At 42.9% G+C, this 15,351-nt stretch carries 19 protein-coding genes and 1 tRNA gene; 15 read left to right on the forward strand and 5 right to left on the reverse strand.

The window, feature by feature from the left end:
* The first annotated feature begins 115 nt into the window (after positions 1-115).
* From R8N28_RS14485 to R8N28_RS14510, 6 genes are all read left to right on the forward strand, one after another.
* Positions 116-781 carry an SDR family NAD(P)-dependent oxidoreductase gene (locus R8N28_RS14485; RefSeq protein WP_065274889.1) on the forward strand — a complete coding sequence of 222 codons (666 nt, stop codon included), beginning with the start codon at positions 116-118 and terminating at the stop codon, positions 779-781.
* A gap of 190 nt (positions 782-971) precedes the next feature.
* A tRNA-Leu gene (locus tag R8N28_RS14490) sits at positions 972-1,056 on the forward strand.
* 520 nt (positions 1,057-1,576) lie between these two features.
* Positions 1,577-2,137 carry a hypothetical protein gene (locus R8N28_RS14495; RefSeq protein ID WP_029841376.1) on the forward strand — a complete coding sequence of 187 codons (561 nt, stop codon included), beginning with the start codon at positions 1,577-1,579 and terminating at the stop codon, positions 2,135-2,137.
* Between the two features lie 560 nt (positions 2,138-2,697).
* Positions 2,698-2,844, forward strand: a complete 147-nt coding sequence (locus R8N28_RS14500; RefSeq protein ID WP_065274888.1) for an alpha-amylase — start codon at positions 2,698-2,700, stop codon at positions 2,842-2,844.
* A 10-nt stretch (positions 2,845-2,854) separates the two neighbouring features.
* Entirely contained in the window at positions 2,855-2,992 is a 138-nt protein-coding gene (locus R8N28_RS14505) for a hypothetical protein (RefSeq protein ID WP_172438150.1), read from the forward strand.
* 62 nt (positions 2,993-3,054) lie between these two features.
* Positions 3,055-3,801: a hypothetical protein gene (locus tag R8N28_RS14510; RefSeq protein ID WP_065274887.1), complete on the forward strand. Its 747-nt coding sequence runs from the start codon at positions 3,055-3,057 to the stop codon at positions 3,799-3,801.
* A 267-nt stretch (positions 3,802-4,068) separates the two neighbouring features.
* On the opposite strand, the gene R8N28_RS14515 is transcribed toward R8N28_RS14510, so the two are convergent.
* Positions 4,069-5,154, reverse strand: coding sequence for a phospholipase D family protein (locus R8N28_RS14515; protein WP_065274886.1), 1,086 nt, complete (start codon positions 5,152-5,154; stop codon positions 4,069-4,071).
* 207 nt (positions 5,155-5,361) lie between these two features.
* Here R8N28_RS14515 and R8N28_RS14520 point away from each other — a divergent pair, with 207 nt between their 5' ends.
* The 4 genes from R8N28_RS14520 (at position 5,362) to R8N28_RS14535 (ending at position 8,160) form a co-directional block, all read left to right on the forward strand.
* A complete protein-coding gene (locus R8N28_RS14520) occupies positions 5,362-6,597 on the forward strand; it encodes a tyrosine-type recombinase/integrase (RefSeq protein ID WP_065274885.1) in 1,236 nt (411 codons plus the stop codon).
* 101 nt (positions 6,598-6,698) lie between these two features.
* Positions 6,699-7,082, forward strand: a complete 384-nt coding sequence (locus R8N28_RS14525) for a hypothetical protein (RefSeq protein ID WP_065274884.1) — start codon at positions 6,699-6,701, stop codon at positions 7,080-7,082.
* 44 nt (positions 7,083-7,126) lie between these two features.
* On the forward strand, positions 7,127-7,627 hold the full coding sequence (locus R8N28_RS14530) for a hypothetical protein (protein ID WP_082240163.1): 501 nt from the start codon (positions 7,127-7,129) through the stop codon (positions 7,625-7,627).
* Between the two features lie 101 nt (positions 7,628-7,728).
* Entirely contained in the window at positions 7,729-8,160 is a 432-nt protein-coding gene (locus tag R8N28_RS14535) for a DUF2787 domain-containing protein (protein ID WP_065274883.1), read from the forward strand.
* Positions 8,161-8,690: 530 nt separating this feature from the next.
* Here R8N28_RS14535 and R8N28_RS14540 read toward each other — a convergent pair.
* From R8N28_RS14540 to R8N28_RS14550, 3 genes are all read right to left on the reverse strand, one after another.
* A complete protein-coding gene (locus R8N28_RS14540; protein WP_025767633.1) occupies positions 8,691-9,149 on the reverse strand; it encodes a hypothetical protein in 459 nt (152 codons plus the stop codon).
* Positions 9,150-9,379: 230 nt separating this feature from the next.
* The gene (locus tag R8N28_RS14545; protein ID WP_255212448.1) at positions 9,380-9,505 is read right to left on the reverse strand and encodes a hypothetical protein; all 126 of its coding nucleotides are present in this window, start codon (positions 9,503-9,505) and stop codon (positions 9,380-9,382) included.
* A gap of 396 nt (positions 9,506-9,901) precedes the next feature.
* Entirely contained in the window at positions 9,902-10,807 is a 906-nt protein-coding gene (locus R8N28_RS14550; protein ID WP_082240162.1) for a helix-turn-helix transcriptional regulator, read from the reverse strand.
* Between the two features lie 316 nt (positions 10,808-11,123).
* Between R8N28_RS14550 and R8N28_RS14555 the strand changes: the two genes are divergently transcribed.
* Both R8N28_RS14555 and R8N28_RS14560 read left to right on the forward strand, forming a co-directional pair.
* Complete coding sequence (locus tag R8N28_RS14555) at positions 11,124-11,261, forward strand: hypothetical protein (protein WP_023585706.1); 138 nt, start codon at positions 11,124-11,126, stop codon at positions 11,259-11,261.
* Positions 11,262-11,351: 90 nt separating this feature from the next.
* Positions 11,352-11,549, forward strand: a complete 198-nt coding sequence (locus tag R8N28_RS14560; RefSeq protein ID WP_023585707.1) for a glycine zipper domain-containing protein — start codon at positions 11,352-11,354, stop codon at positions 11,547-11,549.
* A gap of 99 nt (positions 11,550-11,648) precedes the next feature.
* On the opposite strand, the gene R8N28_RS14565 is transcribed toward R8N28_RS14560, so the two are convergent.
* Entirely contained in the window at positions 11,649-12,956 is a 1,308-nt protein-coding gene (locus tag R8N28_RS14565) for a hypothetical protein (RefSeq protein WP_065274881.1), read from the reverse strand.
* A 183-nt stretch (positions 12,957-13,139) separates the two neighbouring features.
* Here R8N28_RS14565 and R8N28_RS14570 point away from each other — a divergent pair, with 183 nt between their 5' ends.
* The 3 genes from R8N28_RS14570 (at position 13,140) to R8N28_RS14580 (ending at position 15,290) form a co-directional block, all read left to right on the forward strand.
* On the forward strand, positions 13,140-14,297 hold the full coding sequence (locus R8N28_RS14570; protein ID WP_237289014.1) for a tyrosine-type recombinase/integrase: 1,158 nt from the start codon (positions 13,140-13,142) through the stop codon (positions 14,295-14,297).
* 10 nt (positions 14,298-14,307) lie between these two features.
* On the forward strand, positions 14,308-14,487 hold the full coding sequence (locus tag R8N28_RS14575) for a helix-turn-helix domain-containing protein (RefSeq protein ID WP_005484891.1): 180 nt from the start codon (positions 14,308-14,310) through the stop codon (positions 14,485-14,487).
* Positions 14,488-14,864: 377 nt separating this feature from the next.
* Positions 14,865-15,290, forward strand: coding sequence for a hypothetical protein (locus tag R8N28_RS14580; protein WP_065274879.1), 426 nt, complete (start codon positions 14,865-14,867; stop codon positions 15,288-15,290).
* Positions 15,291-15,351 lie beyond the last annotated feature (61 nt).

The following is a 15,351-nucleotide window of genomic DNA, read 5'->3' on the forward strand; positions in this document are numbered from 1 at the left end:
AAAGTAAGAAAGCTGCTTGCTTCAAAGAATGGTGCTCTTGAGGTGTGAATTACCACGATTCTGTTACCTTAATTGATAGATGAATTAAAAGTATGTGATTGAAAAGAGGTAGCGCATGATTGTAATTACAGGTGCAAGTAGCGGCTTAGGGGCGGAACTAGCAAAGCGTTATGATGCGGAAGGCAAAGAGACGTATGTAATAGGAAGAAATACAGAAAAACTATCCGCACTAGCAAAACAACTCTCTCATAACGTCGGCTATCAAGCTTGCAACCTCTCATTACATCAAGGTGTGAAACAGCTCTTTGATGGGATGAAACAGCCGCCTGAAATGGTCATTCATAGTGCAGGAAGTGGTTATTTTGGCTTACTGGAAGAGCAGGAGCCGGAAGAGATTCAAAAGTTGATTGATAACAACCTGAATTCTGCGATTCATGTGTTAAGAGAGTTAGTAAAGCGTTACAAAGATCATCCAATAAAAGTGGTCATGATCATGTCCACAGCCGCGCAACAACCTAAAGCGCAAGAGTCTACGTATTGTGCAGTGAAATGGGCCGTCAAAGGATTAATTGAGTCGGTTCGTTTGGAGCTAAAAGGAAAACCTATGAAAATTATCGCGGTTTATCCCGGTGGAATGGATACGGAATTCTGGAAAACAAGCGGCAATACGATGGACACGAGTCACTTCATGCAAGCAGAAGATGCCGCAGAGATGCTCCATAATGCGTTGTCGAGCATTGGGAATGGTTATGTTTCTGATATTACAGTGAATAGAACTTAAAAAGAGTTTCGTATACTCATTTTCATCTGGAAGAGTAGTAGAAAATGGAGCGTACGTTTCTTATGAGTACAGCTTTGTCACACTTTGTGGCGAAATTATCAGCAAACGATAGTTATTTAAGGTATTTCTGCTTGCGCAGGTCAAAAGCTTACGTATAATGCCAACCATCAAAGGGCAATAGCCCAAAGATGCCGGTGTGGTGAAATTGGTATACACGACGGATTCAAAATCCGTTGCCTTCGGGCGTGGCGGTTCAAGTCCGCCCACCGGTACCATATTTAGAAAGGTCGCTTTTATAGCGGCCTTTCGTCGTTTTGGGCGTTTGAAAATATTCGACTTTTCAGGTGCTTACCTCATTTTTCCTTTTCTGTTGTCACCTCTTTTTTCGCTTCATTAACCTCACTCTATCCACCTTAAAATTTCTTCCATGGTCCATCTATGGTTCATCGCATGACGGTTCTGTGCGCAAGGGAATCCCAGTAAATCCAACAAATGCTAAAAGCTGCCATCTCGCAAGCCAGTATCGTCAAGGGCTTCGAGCTGCCAGAACCATGGTACGACCATGGTGACTTTACGGTGCTATGATGTTTTGGCTTTGCCCTTATGGAACACCTGATCGTTTTGATGGATAGTCGAAAAGTCGGTTTGAGATAGGCGGTTTTGCGGTGTGTGTAGTAAGCGCGTTGGGGTAATACACCTACAATCAATCACACAGATGAATTAACTCCAAGTTGATATCAATATGCAACTGTGTAATCTTCTTTATAGTGGTGAACAAATGGAGCTTGACCAACTATGAAGATGATTTTCGTCGATGCTGAAAATGTAGGACTGAAGGAGCTAGAAAAGATTAACGCTTCTGTTGTTGATAAAGTCTTTGTTTTTTCTAAGTCAGATTCAGTCAAGCTTGTTTGTGAAAAGTCGTTGTACCTGTTCTTATCTGACTATCCGACAGGTCAGAACCAAGCCGATTTCTATATCATTGCATATCTGTCTAGGGTGCTACTTGCTTTAGATAAAAAGCAGTTGGGCTCTGTTCATTTTGAGCTATACAGTAACGATGAAAGCTTGATTTCAGCATTTGAGTTTCAGTGCAAGCAATTAGGCGCACCTTTTCAAAGCATCAGAACTAGAGAGAACACAGTTGTTCCAATTGTTAAGCCACAGCAGACACCCCAAAAATCTCCTGAAGACAAGCTTCTTCATGCTTTGAAGTCTCCTCGTGCTTTAGATCCAAGCTTTCAAAAGCAGCTAGGGCTGTCAAAGTCAGATTTTACCAAGGCAATCAATGAGCTTTCCAAAAATAACCAAATCAAGCGTAGTCCTCAGTCCAAGAAAAAATGGGTTAGGTGTTAGTACGCTGACTTACCGACCTCATTAAAGTGTAATAAATGGCGGTATTCTCCATCGCTATTACTAACCATCAGTGTGTGAATATCGCTGTCCTAAGCTTGCTGAGTGATGATCTCGGTACTCTCTGGCGATTCGAGTGAGGAATTGGTGTGCCGAGTGGCGTACCGTAGAAAAATATGTGGTTTGAGCGAGTTTCTATGTAAGTTATGGACTCTAAACGCGTTGCTGGTGTCGGTAGTTGTAGGATTACGTGGATGTGGCTTGATAGATGAGGACTAGATCTTGGTTGGGATTTTTATATTAAATATATAATAACCAGTACAACAGCTTGCCGTAGGCTGCTGTTGTACTGGTTATTATTAATACTATGTTAGTGGTTCTGGTGGCGAAATCTGTAGGTAATACAGTGGTAGTTTCCCTTTTAAGCTATGACATTTTTCACTCATCCGTCCAAAATCACTGAATATCACTAAGAATCACTGAACAATCACCGTCCTATCATCATCGCTACGAAACCGACTCTCATACAATGTCATCGTTCATTCAACAAAGGAGATAGAACGATGGGCAACAAACAGAACAACCATAAAGCGAATCAAGCTAATAGCAACAAAGGAACTTCAGGTCACAATACTGCGTACCAGAAAGTTCTTGATAACAGAGCTAATCAATTGAACCCAAATAACTCACGTTACCAAGGCAAGAAGTAGGAGATTCAATATGGTTGATACTTCGGACATGTCACAAGACGAACTAGATCTATGGTCAGATATCAATAACCCGAATAATGATGCAGATATGGATGATTGGGCGGATGCTCACAACCCTAATAACGATGATTATTTAGGAGATGACTAAGATGAAAGCCGATGATTAAATATCATCGGCTTTCATCTTAATAACAGTTGGTTGGCATGACGATGAGTGACGATAAAAAATACAAATACACAAGGCAGTTGTTGAAAATTGCTAAACAAGAAGGCGATTACACGAATAAAGAGATTGAGAAGAAGGCCGGTTTGAGTGGATCTTCTAGTTCTTTGGCATCTCGATGGCTAAATGGTCATGCTTTAGCTACTGAGCGACAAATGCGCTACTTCATAAACAATTATGGTCACTTACTTAAGCGGAAAATGGAGCATTTGTTCTATAGACACGCACCTGATGGAGATGACTTATCAACTAAATTTATAAAGCTAACCGGAGATATCATATTCAAACACCATGTCCGATTAGATCCGTCTTATGAGTATAAAAAGGGCATCAATGTCTTGAGAGTTGTGATTCTAGAAAGTAATAGCCTTTATAAACTTGTGGTTCAATACCGCGCTGGTTTTGTTCAATGGAGAAAAGTCCAAAAGGGATATTCACCACTAATAGAAACCAATTCAAAGGGGCTGGTATCCTCAGATAATGAAGAGTCAAACTGGTACCTTTGGGAAGTTATAGACTGCAACAATACCGATGAGTTAATTCAAGAGTTTGAAGTATTGTTAGGTCATCTTTTGGTTCAATCTAACATCGTTGACTGGGCGGTGAACTGTGGTCGTTTAGATCAAGATACGCCTTCCCATTTTTTTAATCACAAGCATATTTCACCGATGAGATTTTCTTTTTATCAAAAGTTAATGAAACTTGGTTTGCATAGCGATCTGTTGCCGTTTTAAGATGTGACCGAAAACCCAATAGCCAAAGAGGGGCTTAATCCTCAAAGCAGAACTGGATGCCAGTTCAACAACAAATACCTTTCATCATGAGCACCACCTTAGCTTTAAAGTTGAGGTCGTGTATAGGTATTCGGATAACCTTGTACTCTGTCACTGACTAGGTGAAAACGCTGAGGCAAGTAGCTGAAACGGTTCAAGGTTTATTAGGGATAGGGGTGGGTAAAGCCGAACCATATAACTTCGTGTTGTATCGTTCGGCTTTTATTTTCACTTCATGCAATTCTTTATTTTACCTATTAAAAATTCGCCAAATTCTTTAGTTATCTGTACTTTATCGTTACCGAAGTTAAGCGTGCCTAGAGTGAAATTTCCTGACTTCGTCACTGGAATAGTGGGATAAAGTTGTCGGAATTCTTCTAATGCTGCGTTACGTTTAATGTCATATTTCCACCATGAGCCACCGAAGTCACAGCTATGGTTTTGTCCTTCCATATACCAAGGCCAGCGTTCTTTCCAAGCCTCCTGTTTTATCTCTTGATCTGTTACATGGAAAAGACTACCCGTGACTTTGAAGTAACTAAGCAAGGAACCACACCCTACGCCAGTTGTAATGACGATATCGCCTTTGGTTACACCTTTAGGCTTTTTCTTGGAAAAGTGTAAGTTCTGGTGGAGATCTGAGTAATCTCGTCGTTCTTCGAGAAGTACAGGATCATCCTGAGTCCCAATTGGTTTTAGGAAGTAGAGTGGCTCTTTATCTGAGTCGCTCTCAGAGGAATAGACTCGTGGTAGGATATCGATGTCAGCACTTGGCTGCTTTGTTTCCCATGCTTTTTGTGATCTATACTGCTCAGCGAACATCACGGCTTTTCTGAGTTGAGTTAACGTAAGCTCTCTAAATTCAATGGCTTCGTAAATTTCATCAATAAGATTGTCCAGATGGGCACTGTGTGGGGTTAGTACCCCCCATTCGTGATTGCGGTGTAATCCGTTTTTAGTGAAGTTTGCCGATGTGATGATAGCTTGATGCTCATGGTTTTTGGTTAGGGCATAGATTTTTCCATGAAGGTTATTATCGATGTGAACTTTTGCCTTTACCTTTGGGTATTTGGCATTGAAGTATTCGAGGAAGTCTAATAGTTGTTTTGGCTTTGTTAACTGCTCGGGATCATTGGCTTTGAATGTCGTTACCAGTTCAATGTTCTTGACTGCATTGAAATGAAAGCCATCTAAAAAATTTGTCATATCAGAAGCTAAGAACGGTGATGTAATGAGAAGTCTATCGCCACCTTGATCAACTAACCTTTGCAGATCTTGGTGATGGGAGCCAGTGATATTCGATAATATATACATGTTTTTCTAGCCTTGAATGACGTGTCGATATCTCATCATATTTGGCTGTGCTTGGTAGTGCATCAATATCGTCCTATGTCTGTTCAGTTTTGTTAACTATAGTGGTTTTTTACCTAAAACCACTATTAATCAATGGTGTACCCGTAACTAAAGACCTCTGAAATTTATATTACTGAAGTGTGGGTATATAAATTAACGGAGGTCTAAATGAGCAAATCACAACGACTCACCACCACTTTCCTTAACAACCTTAAATCCAATCCAGCTAGCGCTAAATCTACCGATTACGAAGTCAATCTGTCCGCTATGAAGGATTCTGGTTTGCCTACTGGTGTTCGCTGCTTAGTGGGTAAGTCTGGCGGGAAACGCTTCCTTCTACGCTATACCAGTCCGGTAACAAGTAAGAAGGCAAGCATTGGTCTTGGTAAGCACCCTGAAACTGACCTCGCCACATTGCGCAAAACAGCCAAAGAGTATCGCCAGCAAATTATAGAAGGCGTTGATCCCAAGCTTGAGCGTGACAATCAGACTACCGAGAAGACGATGACTCTGGAGCGGTTCTTTGATGAAGTGTACCTGCCACTGGCTAAACAGAAACGTAGCTGGAAAGATGACGTTGCTCGGTTTCGTTTGGCAAAGTCGATACATCACATATCCATTCATGAACTAACCGCCGCCGATATCATCAAAGTCCAAATGGAGATGCAGAATGCCGTTACGATTAAGGGTAAACCGTATGCTCCTGCCTCGATAAACCGTGTTCTAGCTCTGCTCAAAACGATCAATCGTCAGGCATATAAGTTGATGGACGCGCCACTCATTGCTGACAAGGTGAGCTTGTTGAAAGAAGATAACGTGCGAACTGGGTACTTGTCCGAATCACAGCTAAAGGAGTTCATAGGTCACGCTCTGAACCATGAAGATAAAAGTATTGGCGCATACCTAGCTTTGCTGTTTTTGACTGGCGCGAGGGATAAGGAACTGCGTTTGCGCTTGAAATCCGATGTGAATTGGGAGGAGAAAACACTCACTATTCCGCATACGAAAAACGGTACTAGTCACGTTTTATTCCTAAGTGACTACATGCTTGATATTTTGAGGTCGGTACCTCATGTGGCGAATAATCCGTATCTCTTTCCTGGACGCAAAAAGGGTAAACCAGTAGGGCAACCTAGGCATGCTTTCAAGGCTATCAAAGCCAAGATGGGACTACCCGACATACCCGGTGATAAAGCGAACCTAACCCTGCATTCAGCTCGCCATACGGTTGGGAGTTTATTAGCTAGCCAAGGAGTCTCGTTACACGACATAGCCAAGCAGTTGAATCACGCTGACCTTTCATCCACAAGGCGCTACTCGAAATTGACTGTAGGGCGTCGGAGGGAGATTGGCTCTCGTTTGTCGGATATGGTGACTGCGAAGCCAGAGATACGTTGGGAATGAAGAAGTTACGTTTAACCAGTTAATTTAGAAATACATTAGAAAAGCCCCTGTTTAGCGATGAGCTAAACAGGGGCTTTTTCATTATTAGAAGGAAATTCACGATGAAAACAGTAAACAAGTTTGAAGACATTCAATCATTGACAATGCCTGATGGCGTGAAAGCAAAACTGCTAGAGCACCTGATAGAACCATTCGGTGATGAAGAAAGCACAAAAACGTTTTGGGATGAGGTCGGTACGACCTTGTACTTGATTGAGGAAGGGGATACCAACGAAACCTTGAGTGAAGAATCTGAGGAAGATCTGCACTTCCTTCGCTTTGTTACTAACTACCCTGAATGGGTGCTGTTGTTAAACGATGATGACTGTCCTTGGTTGCTGGCGGTCGCCATAGTGACCATGGAAGGCTCTGGCGTGTACTGCTGTGCTCCTATGAACAGTCCCACGTTCCCTGTCGTGATGCTAGCAGACCAAACTGAATCTTAAAACCAAATTAAACCTGAACAATTCCATCTTAAAGGAGGTGTCCTATGGCACGTAAACCAAGCAATAAACAAGAAACGGTTCAACCTGAAATCTTAGAGGGCAATGAACAAGTCACGGTCACTGACGATCAACCAGTAGACCATTTCACTTATATCGTGCGTGAGGGCAAAGCTAAAAAGCTATCACCGAAAACAGAGAACCATGTGTTCTATGAAATCGCCTTACATGACGAGGAAAACGAACTCTATATCCGCATGTCGGGTAATGAAGGCGGAGGACTACACAGCAAGGAATGGATCCCGCTTAAAGATATCACAGCTGTACTAGATGTGCAGGGTGATAAGCCGTTCAAGAGCTCTGTGATGAAGTGTGTGTTTTCTGGACAGTCAGCGAACAACGCGGGTTTTATGGCTGCTTGTTGCAGGGGGCTTGGTCTTATCATCCAGTCGGAGAAGTCAGTGTTTCTCCACGTTCTAGCGCCAGACTACGTAACGATTCGAGAGGAAATCCTGTCTCTAGTGGATTCTGAAGCTAAAACTGAATAACCCCAAAACCACATCAAGCCTTACCCACTAAGCCAATTCTGGCTTTTCATACTGAGCACTGCCTAAGAGTGCTTCCCTGACAATTTAAACGAGATTTTATTATGAAATTAGTCTTTGATACTGAGCGCCTTTTGTTACCGATATCAACTAGTCTTCAAGATGCTTTAAACCGAGCGATCAGCGAATCAGGTAAATGGACACCCATGATCCAATCGGTTGTGATCAACTTCCGAGATTCATCCTACAGTTCGGAAAACGGCGGTTGGCACCCCGTTGAAATCAGGCTTGTCCGCCTCTACGACCAGTGGATATTTGATTACATCACTGACTTTGCGTATTGCAGTGGTCCTTATCCCGAACTGGTTAAAGAGGTGGATTTTAACTTCTCATCTGGAACAGCCAGTTTTTCCTATGTTCCAGAACTGCCGATAACAAATAGTGAGGTAATGGAGTTCTACTCGATGTGGGAATCCAACTTTCTCAGCTACGTCGAAATGGGCGTGTTCGATGAGATAAAAGTCACTGTGGATTAGTCCATTCGTCTGGAACCAAGTTGAAAGCACCGTATATGAACCATAAAATTGGTTACTCACTTCCTAGTGACTCAGAGGCTTCCTATTGCTCCATGTTAATCATGGTGTGATGGGAAGCCTTTTTCATTGGGGCAAGTTTTAGCAACGTTTACCCAATCCGTTGCCTTCGGGATTCAGAGGGGATGAAGTTGCTGGATTGCAATGAACGGTGAAAACACCATGGAAGGGAGCGTTAATTTTAACGAGTTTGGTTGGTTTACACTGGTGTTTTGTTATTAAAAGCTCCCATTGCTATGTCGAAGCAATGGGAGCAGTAAGGGGTGGGAAGCCTATATAAAATACCGAGAGAATGATTTGTCTGATGCTATCTCTGCTGCTAGGGGTAAAGGCTAGCCCTTATTATGCGACGAGAGGCGCCCCTTAATCTTATGTTCGTAGTTTGGCGCGAAAACTAGGGTATTTTCAACGTTGCCATACGAAATGACAACTTATCCAATGTACCCCCCAGTACAAACAGAATTAGGTATAACTTACTGACTTAGTTCGTCCAGTAGAGACAACCCTAGCTGATACTTGTCATCTAGTGCAGATGGGTGAACATGTCTCTTTATATTTGGTAGAGAGTTCAGGTAGCTGAAGAATCCGGAAGTGGTCATAGGGTATCCAGGCTCAAAATACTCTTCCTCATCATCCCCAAATGAAAACCAATGACAAAGCATTACGAGGTCTTCTTTCTCGTAAACAACCGCAGATGTGCGTGACTTTTCATGGTCGCTGTAAGCTAGAAAGTCAATGAAGATAACTTCTTGGCTTTCTGGGTTTTCCAAATGCTCTTCTGCCATCTGAATCGAGTAGTGATCCGACTCTGCGAAAAACATTTGAGTTCCCATCGTTGCTTCATGTCCCCAAGCTGCTGCCGCACACTTGGCAATTTTCTCACTTTGACAGTCGTTAAGTAGATGCTCTGTTTTATTGAATGAAATAGACATGTTTTTTGTACCTATTTTGTTTTGGTTTCGATATGCGGATTAAACATGCTTCACTTATAAAACACTAGTCTAACTGATAGATTTATAACGATATTCGTGAATGGATTGACACAAATGAACTTTTACTCAAATTTTTCACCTATTTTCAGAAGCTAGTTAAAACAGGCTAGGTGTAACAAAAGGAACTTGTCACCGGAATCTATGGTGACAAGTTCAATTTATGGCTCTGTTTATCCAGTCATCATACCCAGTAGATAGCCAACGGCGGTGAAGCTTAACAAGTTAGCGATATCAACTAGGTAAAAATACGGACTGGACTGAGTGATTTGGAGCAGAGTTCGTGCATCAGACATCATGGTTATACCCCTATTAAATTACTTCTCCTACCGGAGTTATTTTAGTGTTTGCTAATTAACGACGAAAAATGGCATCATTTTGAGTTTTCCCTTACGTGGTATCGGTTTCAAGTTTCGCTAAATCGTCTCTTTCGCTTATCTCACATAGGTAAGCTCAAAATCGGTACATAGTGGCAAGTTGATGGTTAGGAGGGGCTGTAGTGGTGCTGTGAAACGACATTATGTCGGGGTTCTTTGTTGTTTTGGATCTGTGCTTCTAGAGAGAACGCTAGGGCGTCATTTATTAACGTGGCAACGTCATGAAACAATACTCACGTACAGCAAATAAAGTATTTGGATCATCATGATCTAATTACTCAGTAAGCTGATCGGTTTCGGTAGTCTGAAACGTGTCGACTACTTGTAACGATCCAATGTGGCGTGGAGATCGCGTATCAGTTCAAGCTTGAGACTGACTGGAGAGAGAACCTCGACTTGAGGCATCCACGACTTCAACAAGGGTAAGATATCGCTCAATCTTGATACTCGACTGCTAACCAATAAACTACCGTCGCTCAGTTCTTTCAATAGCTGCTGGTGGGGAAGAATCATACTTTCAAGAAAGTGCGGAGCTACTTCCCTATCAACCTGTACAAGCACTTCAGCATCATCCGGAGTTAGCCACTCCATCCCTTGTTTATATATCTCCTCGTGGACTTTTTGACTCGGTTTGTATTTATCTTCCCGGCGGTGAATCCGTGAAATATTCGGCAGTCGGTACGAATGTAGCTGGTCACAGTAGGTCGCAGCGAGGAACCAGATACCACGGTCATTCACCAAGCGATAGGGATGGACAGATTCAAACGTTTTGCCATTGTAGGTAAGGTCAATAACAGAGTGAGTGGTAATCACTTCGGTCAGCTGTCTAAACAGCGCATCGAACTTCCCGATGGGTTCGGAGCGTGGATTCTTAAACAGAATGGGAGTGTGACCGTTGAACTTGTAGTGGTTAGGCAATAGCGCGGACAAACCCGTATCGTGCAGTACCTTGTTGGTATTCGCATTACCATTATTTCGAGTTACTGGATCTAACCGATAACCCTCATTGGTGCGGATAATTGGAGCGTTGACTAGCCTTTCATTGAAATCGCGTCTCAGGGTTTTCTCACTTACCTGATAATCCGCTACCAACTGCTCAGGGGAGAGCAGTTCTCCCATAAACAATCTCGTCAATATGTCACCTAGCCTTAAAGCTAGCTTTTCACTCTTATCGCTCATGCTACTAGCGTACGGTTTCCTCTGGACAGGTTGAGGGCAAAACATTTTTAAATGTTTCTAACCGTCACGCACTTAGATTTGGCATAGCTTTCATTGGATAAGGCAGGGCAATGACGATGACTATTTTCACACTCATTCTGCGGTCTTGGACATATCCTGTCCGGTCGCAGTGGGATACTACACAACGTAGATTTACTACAACGTCAATTAAAGGAAACAAGTAATGCAAGTGACATTCATTAAGCCACTTATGGCATCAGGTTATTCATGCCGCTCTTTAGGTTGTCCCGGTTGGGTCTCCAAGGGTGGGTCATGCGATACATGTGGCGCAATGGATTACAGCTAAGAAGGAGTATTCGTTATGGGTGGTTGGACAGAAGACCAAGGTGACTATGATGATGGCACAGAAGATTCTGGCTTCAGTCAGGACTTCGACATGGAACCGGGCGACGATGGTTGGCTCGGCGGTGACTTCATGGCTGACGATGACGATGATTAAGTCCCATCACTAAATTAGGCTTATCAACAAGGGCGATATCGAAAGGTATCGCCCTTTTCTGTATTTGTACCTATAGAAAAGGAAAAAATTATGACGAAAACACATTTTCATTCTAACCCTCAACAGCGCTGGTTTAAGCCTAGCTCGTCAACAGGTGTTCGATTCGCGAAGTACGGTGCCACACTCGGTACCCGCTATGGCCCCCAAGGTGTCGTGATTGGCGGGGCGATTGGGTTTGTCGCAGGTGCATTAATCGGAGGGGCGTTGGATGAGCTAGATGTTATCTAGTGAAAAAGTAGAGGCGAAACTGCCTCTACTTTTTTCTTTGTCGTAACTGATGGGAAGTGGTTTCCCTTTATCTCATTGGACTTTTTCCTCTGTGTTCATTTAGTCCGTTGGGGAATTAATACCATTCTTAATTTCACACGGCCACGTGAGCAAGATAGGTTTCGTTTTATATGCTTGAGGTCTTTCAATGAACATTTTGGGTGTAACGATATCGTGAAACTCTGTCAGCGAGAGCGATTGGTGCATACGTTGTAAGATATACCTTATGCTGCGTTTGCCGATATGTCCCTCCGATGTTGAGAGCTTTACGTTACATGTGTGAATTTTTCTTTGTCTAACAATTGTGTGTTTTTTGTCAGGTAACGATGGCTCCCAAAAGTTGAACTTATTGAATAATATCTGACCAGTAAACGGGTTAGGTACGTCTTGCTGAAAGTCTTGCTCGATGGTGGCTTTATATTTTATTCGACTTTTGTCACTAATAACGAGTTCGAGCGTTAATTGATTACGGTTTTTAATTGCATACACTGAGTAAGTGCTGTCTCTACTACTAAGATATTTGTAGAGCGGATTTAGGTTGGTAATTTTGAACGGGATGTATTTGATACTTTTGCTTGGTTTAACCAAGAGATAGATAAGGTACGTGCTCTGTTCGTCGTCTTTCTCGTCAGTTTCGCCACGCGTATCGTCATAATAATCTAAGTAATTATGAGTGGTTGTCTCAATCTCTTTGCTTTCTTTGGTATCAGCTTTACTATCTTTGTTATCAACCTCGTCGTTAATGGTGTTAAAGATAACGAGTTTGGCATCTAAGAGCTGTTTGTTAGCTACTTTATTGGTACTTGGTTGACCAATATGTTTTTTGTAGAACTTGAGATTCGTTTCTATTAGGTGCTTTTCTGCTGGTGGTGATGCTCTGCGTACGGCTTCAAGAAGCAACTGATGGCTTTCTTCTTCGTACTTTCGCTCGGTTGAAATGAAGTTTCCCAAGAGCTGGATAAATTCTCGGTTTTGTTTATACCAAGGTGGGAAGTCTAGAATATCTACCGTGATTGGCATCTCTATATCTTGGTATGCCTCGTCTTTACTGCTGTCCAATTCTACAATGCTGCTCTCGATTAAAGTGAGCGCAATTCTTTTCTTGTTTGACAATTCTTTCAATGGCTTGAGCGTTTTAATGTGCTTAGTTTTATAAGTGGAATGTGCGGAACGCTTTGGGAACGACTGGTGTAACCCTGCTTTTTTAAAGGCACTTTCCAATGCTGCGGTAGCTTTATCAGGACTGAAGCCAAATAGCCGCTGTAGGGTAATGATGAGCAAGTGCTTATTATGAATTGATAAGGGTTTAGCTTTTGGCGTGAAAAGGTAAACCGTTTTTTCATAGAGTACGGGTTTTCTTCTAGGCATATTAAATCAAACAAAATGGTTCCTTAATCTGTGCATACTAACGAGTTAATTTCTTTGTATGAACTCTTTTTTCTTACGGTGCATCATATTTTATGGTCTGTAGAGGGAGTCGTGTGGTCGGCACTCTTCAGTCAGTGTCACCTTAATCTTTGCTCACGATTTACTTATACGGAGTGAGATATTGTGAGCACTACACCGATAGAAATGAACCAGAAGGTACTTAACGCCTTGCCTCGTCCTGCTAAGGGCGAGCAAGGTGTTGAGTATCCTTGGAAGAAAAACCCCCGATTGCGCTTACTTGTGACCGCGAAGAGTATGCGCTGGATTGTTCGCCTTGGCTGGAAAGGAAAGCGTTACTACGAGTCGTTTGGGACTTACCCCGAAATGAAGTTTGCTGAATTCAATCAGTTGGCTTACCAATTTATCGCTGATGTTCAGTCTGGGGCATACCAGAAGGGGTCGCGTTTGACTGTACAACAGTTCTTTGATGACGTTGTACTTCCATACAGTCGTAATCATCACCGCGATTCTAAGACCTTTTTATCCCGCTCTAAGCGCGTAATGGCTGCGTTTGGTAAAGAGCGTGTTACGGACGTGACTCGCCGTGATGTTGAGCGGTTTCTCAATTCACTTACTGACTTAAGTCATGCGTCTATTAACCGCTATCACGCCTTCTTGTCGAAACTTTTTTCGATGGCGGTTGAGCACGAGATTATCGATAAAAGTCCAGTAAAGGGCGTTAAAAAGAGGGTGGAGAACAATGCGAAAGACCGAGTGTTGTCCTCGAAAGAAGCGGAAAGCTTTTGTCGGAATGCGTGTGCTGAACCTAACTTTCTACATGCGAGTGCGCTGATGTTGAGTTTGTTGACAGGTATGCGCATTGGTAATGTGATTAGCCTGACTCGATCTATGCTTGCGGATGACCTTTCTTCTGCGCTCCTGCTGATGACTAAGTCTGGTAAATCACAGCGCGTCTATTTCTCCGAGCCAGCAAAACGCCTGATCCGTAAATGTCTCAAAGTGTCGTTCAACGATTGGGTGTTCCCTTCGTTAAAGAACAAAGGTGAGCACATTGCCTACCCACGCGCTTGTATGGAGCGCATTCAGCTTGCCATGAAGCAAGAAGGCTGTCTGGACGCACCTTTTACTATCCACGATCTTCGCCGCACTTACGCAACCCAAATGTTGATTGCGACGAACGATATCCGTCTCGCGCAGCAAAGCCTTGGTCATTCCAATGTGAATGTCACCGAGCGTTACGCCTACTATCAAAATACCCATTTAGCGCAAGCCTCTCAGCAGACCGTTGACGCCATGCTACCTAACTTACAAATCGATTAAGGAGTTCGACATGTCCAGAGTACTAACAATTGAAGAATTTGCTGAAATGTACGGCTTAAACCCGGCAACCGTACGAACTAATGTAACTCGCAACCCTAAAAGCTTACCGCCAGTGATGCGCATAGGCCGCAGTGTGCGCTTCTTGCGTAGTGAGGTTGAGCGTTGGGAGAAAGAGATGACAATGCATTAACACAGTAATATCTCTCAATAGAGATAAAAGCCCAAAGGCGTCCGTTAGGACGTCTTTGGGCTTTTTAGTATCTGCCTATGAAAATCAAACAAAAGTGTACCGAAGATCGAGCTTTTTACTATCACAGCATTGACGATTGATATTTCTTCTAGCGCCTTTCGTGACTGGGGATCTCCGCTTGAGATTCTTTGGTCTTAAATATCAAGGTCAGTTATTTTGTGGTTTGTCGACTCTATTCCCTTCTTAGTTGAGTGCTTTCTTTCATCCCTAATATGGACCTCAGCAACGCAGCGATTCTCTCGCTTGGTTGTTTTCGAGGGGGCAGCGAGCTTCTTCGCTGCTCTTTAACAATTCAATTTTAGAAGGAAAAATAAAAAATGAACGCAATGTTTGTAAAAACGAAATCTGGTGTCGCGAATGTGGCTAACGGCAAAACAGTATTAGCGTCTGATGATCGCTTAGTGGTGTTGGATAAGAACTGTCACTTGATTCTTAACGAGTCTGGCGATCAAGTTGGTGAGCTGTTCGATAAGATCTTAAAAGCGGTGAAGCCAGAGAAAGGAAAGTGCTTGATGTTGGAAAGTGGAAGCTGGATTCACGCGAGTGCGATCTCCAACGCTTTCATTTCAGGTAAGTCTGGAGCGCTTCTGATTACGGCGACGAATAGCGATAACCTACTCGCGATGTTTACTCCCGAAGAATACTCAGATCTAGACGGTTTACGAGATGCGATTGTTGATGCGCTGATATCGTTTTCTGAAGGCAATGATTTGCCAACGGTGGACTGGTCAGAATATCGATAAGACCTATCTTTTAACCCTTTCAAAAAGATGCCTTCGGGCATCTTTTTGCGTATCTGGAGTA

The sequence above is a fragment of the Vibrio sp. Vb1554 genome (assembly GCF_033344235.1).

What these genes read in the sequence shown, in the direction of transcription:
- R8N28_RS14540 (WP_025767633.1), bottom strand. Translation starts at nt 9,149, where the DNA reads ATGTCTATTTCATTCAATAAAACAGAGCATCTACTTAACGACTGTCAA.
- R8N28_RS14545 (WP_255212448.1), bottom strand. Translation starts at nt 9,505, where the DNA reads ATGATGTCTGATGCACGAACTCTGCTCCAAATCACTCAGTCCAGTCCG.
- R8N28_RS14530 (WP_082240163.1), top strand. Translation starts at nt 7,127, where the DNA reads ATGGCACGTAAACCAAGCAATAAACAAGAAACGGTTCAACCTGAAATC.
- R8N28_RS14510 (WP_065274887.1), top strand. Translation starts at nt 3,055, where the DNA reads ATGAGTGACGATAAAAAATACAAATACACAAGGCAGTTGTTGAAAATT.
- R8N28_RS14495 (WP_029841376.1), top strand. Translation starts at nt 1,577, where the DNA reads ATGAAGATGATTTTCGTCGATGCTGAAAATGTAGGACTGAAGGAGCTA.
- R8N28_RS14525 (WP_065274884.1), top strand. Translation starts at nt 6,699, where the DNA reads ATGAAAACAGTAAACAAGTTTGAAGACATTCAATCATTGACAATGCCT.
- R8N28_RS14485 (WP_065274889.1), top strand. Translation starts at nt 116, where the DNA reads ATGATTGTAATTACAGGTGCAAGTAGCGGCTTAGGGGCGGAACTAGCA.
- R8N28_RS14580 (WP_065274879.1), top strand. Translation starts at nt 14,865, where the DNA reads ATGAACGCAATGTTTGTAAAAACGAAATCTGGTGTCGCGAATGTGGCT.
- R8N28_RS14535 (WP_065274883.1), top strand. Translation starts at nt 7,729, where the DNA reads ATGAAATTAGTCTTTGATACTGAGCGCCTTTTGTTACCGATATCAACT.
- R8N28_RS14520 (WP_065274885.1), top strand. Translation starts at nt 5,362, where the DNA reads ATGAGCAAATCACAACGACTCACCACCACTTTCCTTAACAACCTTAAA.
- R8N28_RS14565 (WP_065274881.1), bottom strand. Translation starts at nt 12,956, where the DNA reads ATGCCTAGAAGAAAACCCGTACTCTATGAAAAAACGGTTTACCTTTTC.
- R8N28_RS14500 (WP_065274888.1), top strand. Translation starts at nt 2,698, where the DNA reads ATGGGCAACAAACAGAACAACCATAAAGCGAATCAAGCTAATAGCAAC.
- R8N28_RS14560 (WP_023585707.1), top strand. Translation starts at nt 11,352, where the DNA reads ATGACGAAAACACATTTTCATTCTAACCCTCAACAGCGCTGGTTTAAG.
- R8N28_RS14550 (WP_082240162.1), bottom strand. Translation starts at nt 10,807, where the DNA reads ATGTTTTGCCCTCAACCTGTCCAGAGGAAACCGTACGCTAGTAGCATG.
- R8N28_RS14555 (WP_023585706.1), top strand. Translation starts at nt 11,124, where the DNA reads ATGGGTGGTTGGACAGAAGACCAAGGTGACTATGATGATGGCACAGAA.
- R8N28_RS14505 (WP_172438150.1), top strand. Translation starts at nt 2,855, where the DNA reads ATGGTTGATACTTCGGACATGTCACAAGACGAACTAGATCTATGGTCA.
- R8N28_RS14515 (WP_065274886.1), bottom strand. Translation starts at nt 5,154, where the DNA reads ATGTATATATTATCGAATATCACTGGCTCCCATCACCAAGATCTGCAA.
- R8N28_RS14575 (WP_005484891.1), top strand. Translation starts at nt 14,308, where the DNA reads ATGTCCAGAGTACTAACAATTGAAGAATTTGCTGAAATGTACGGCTTA.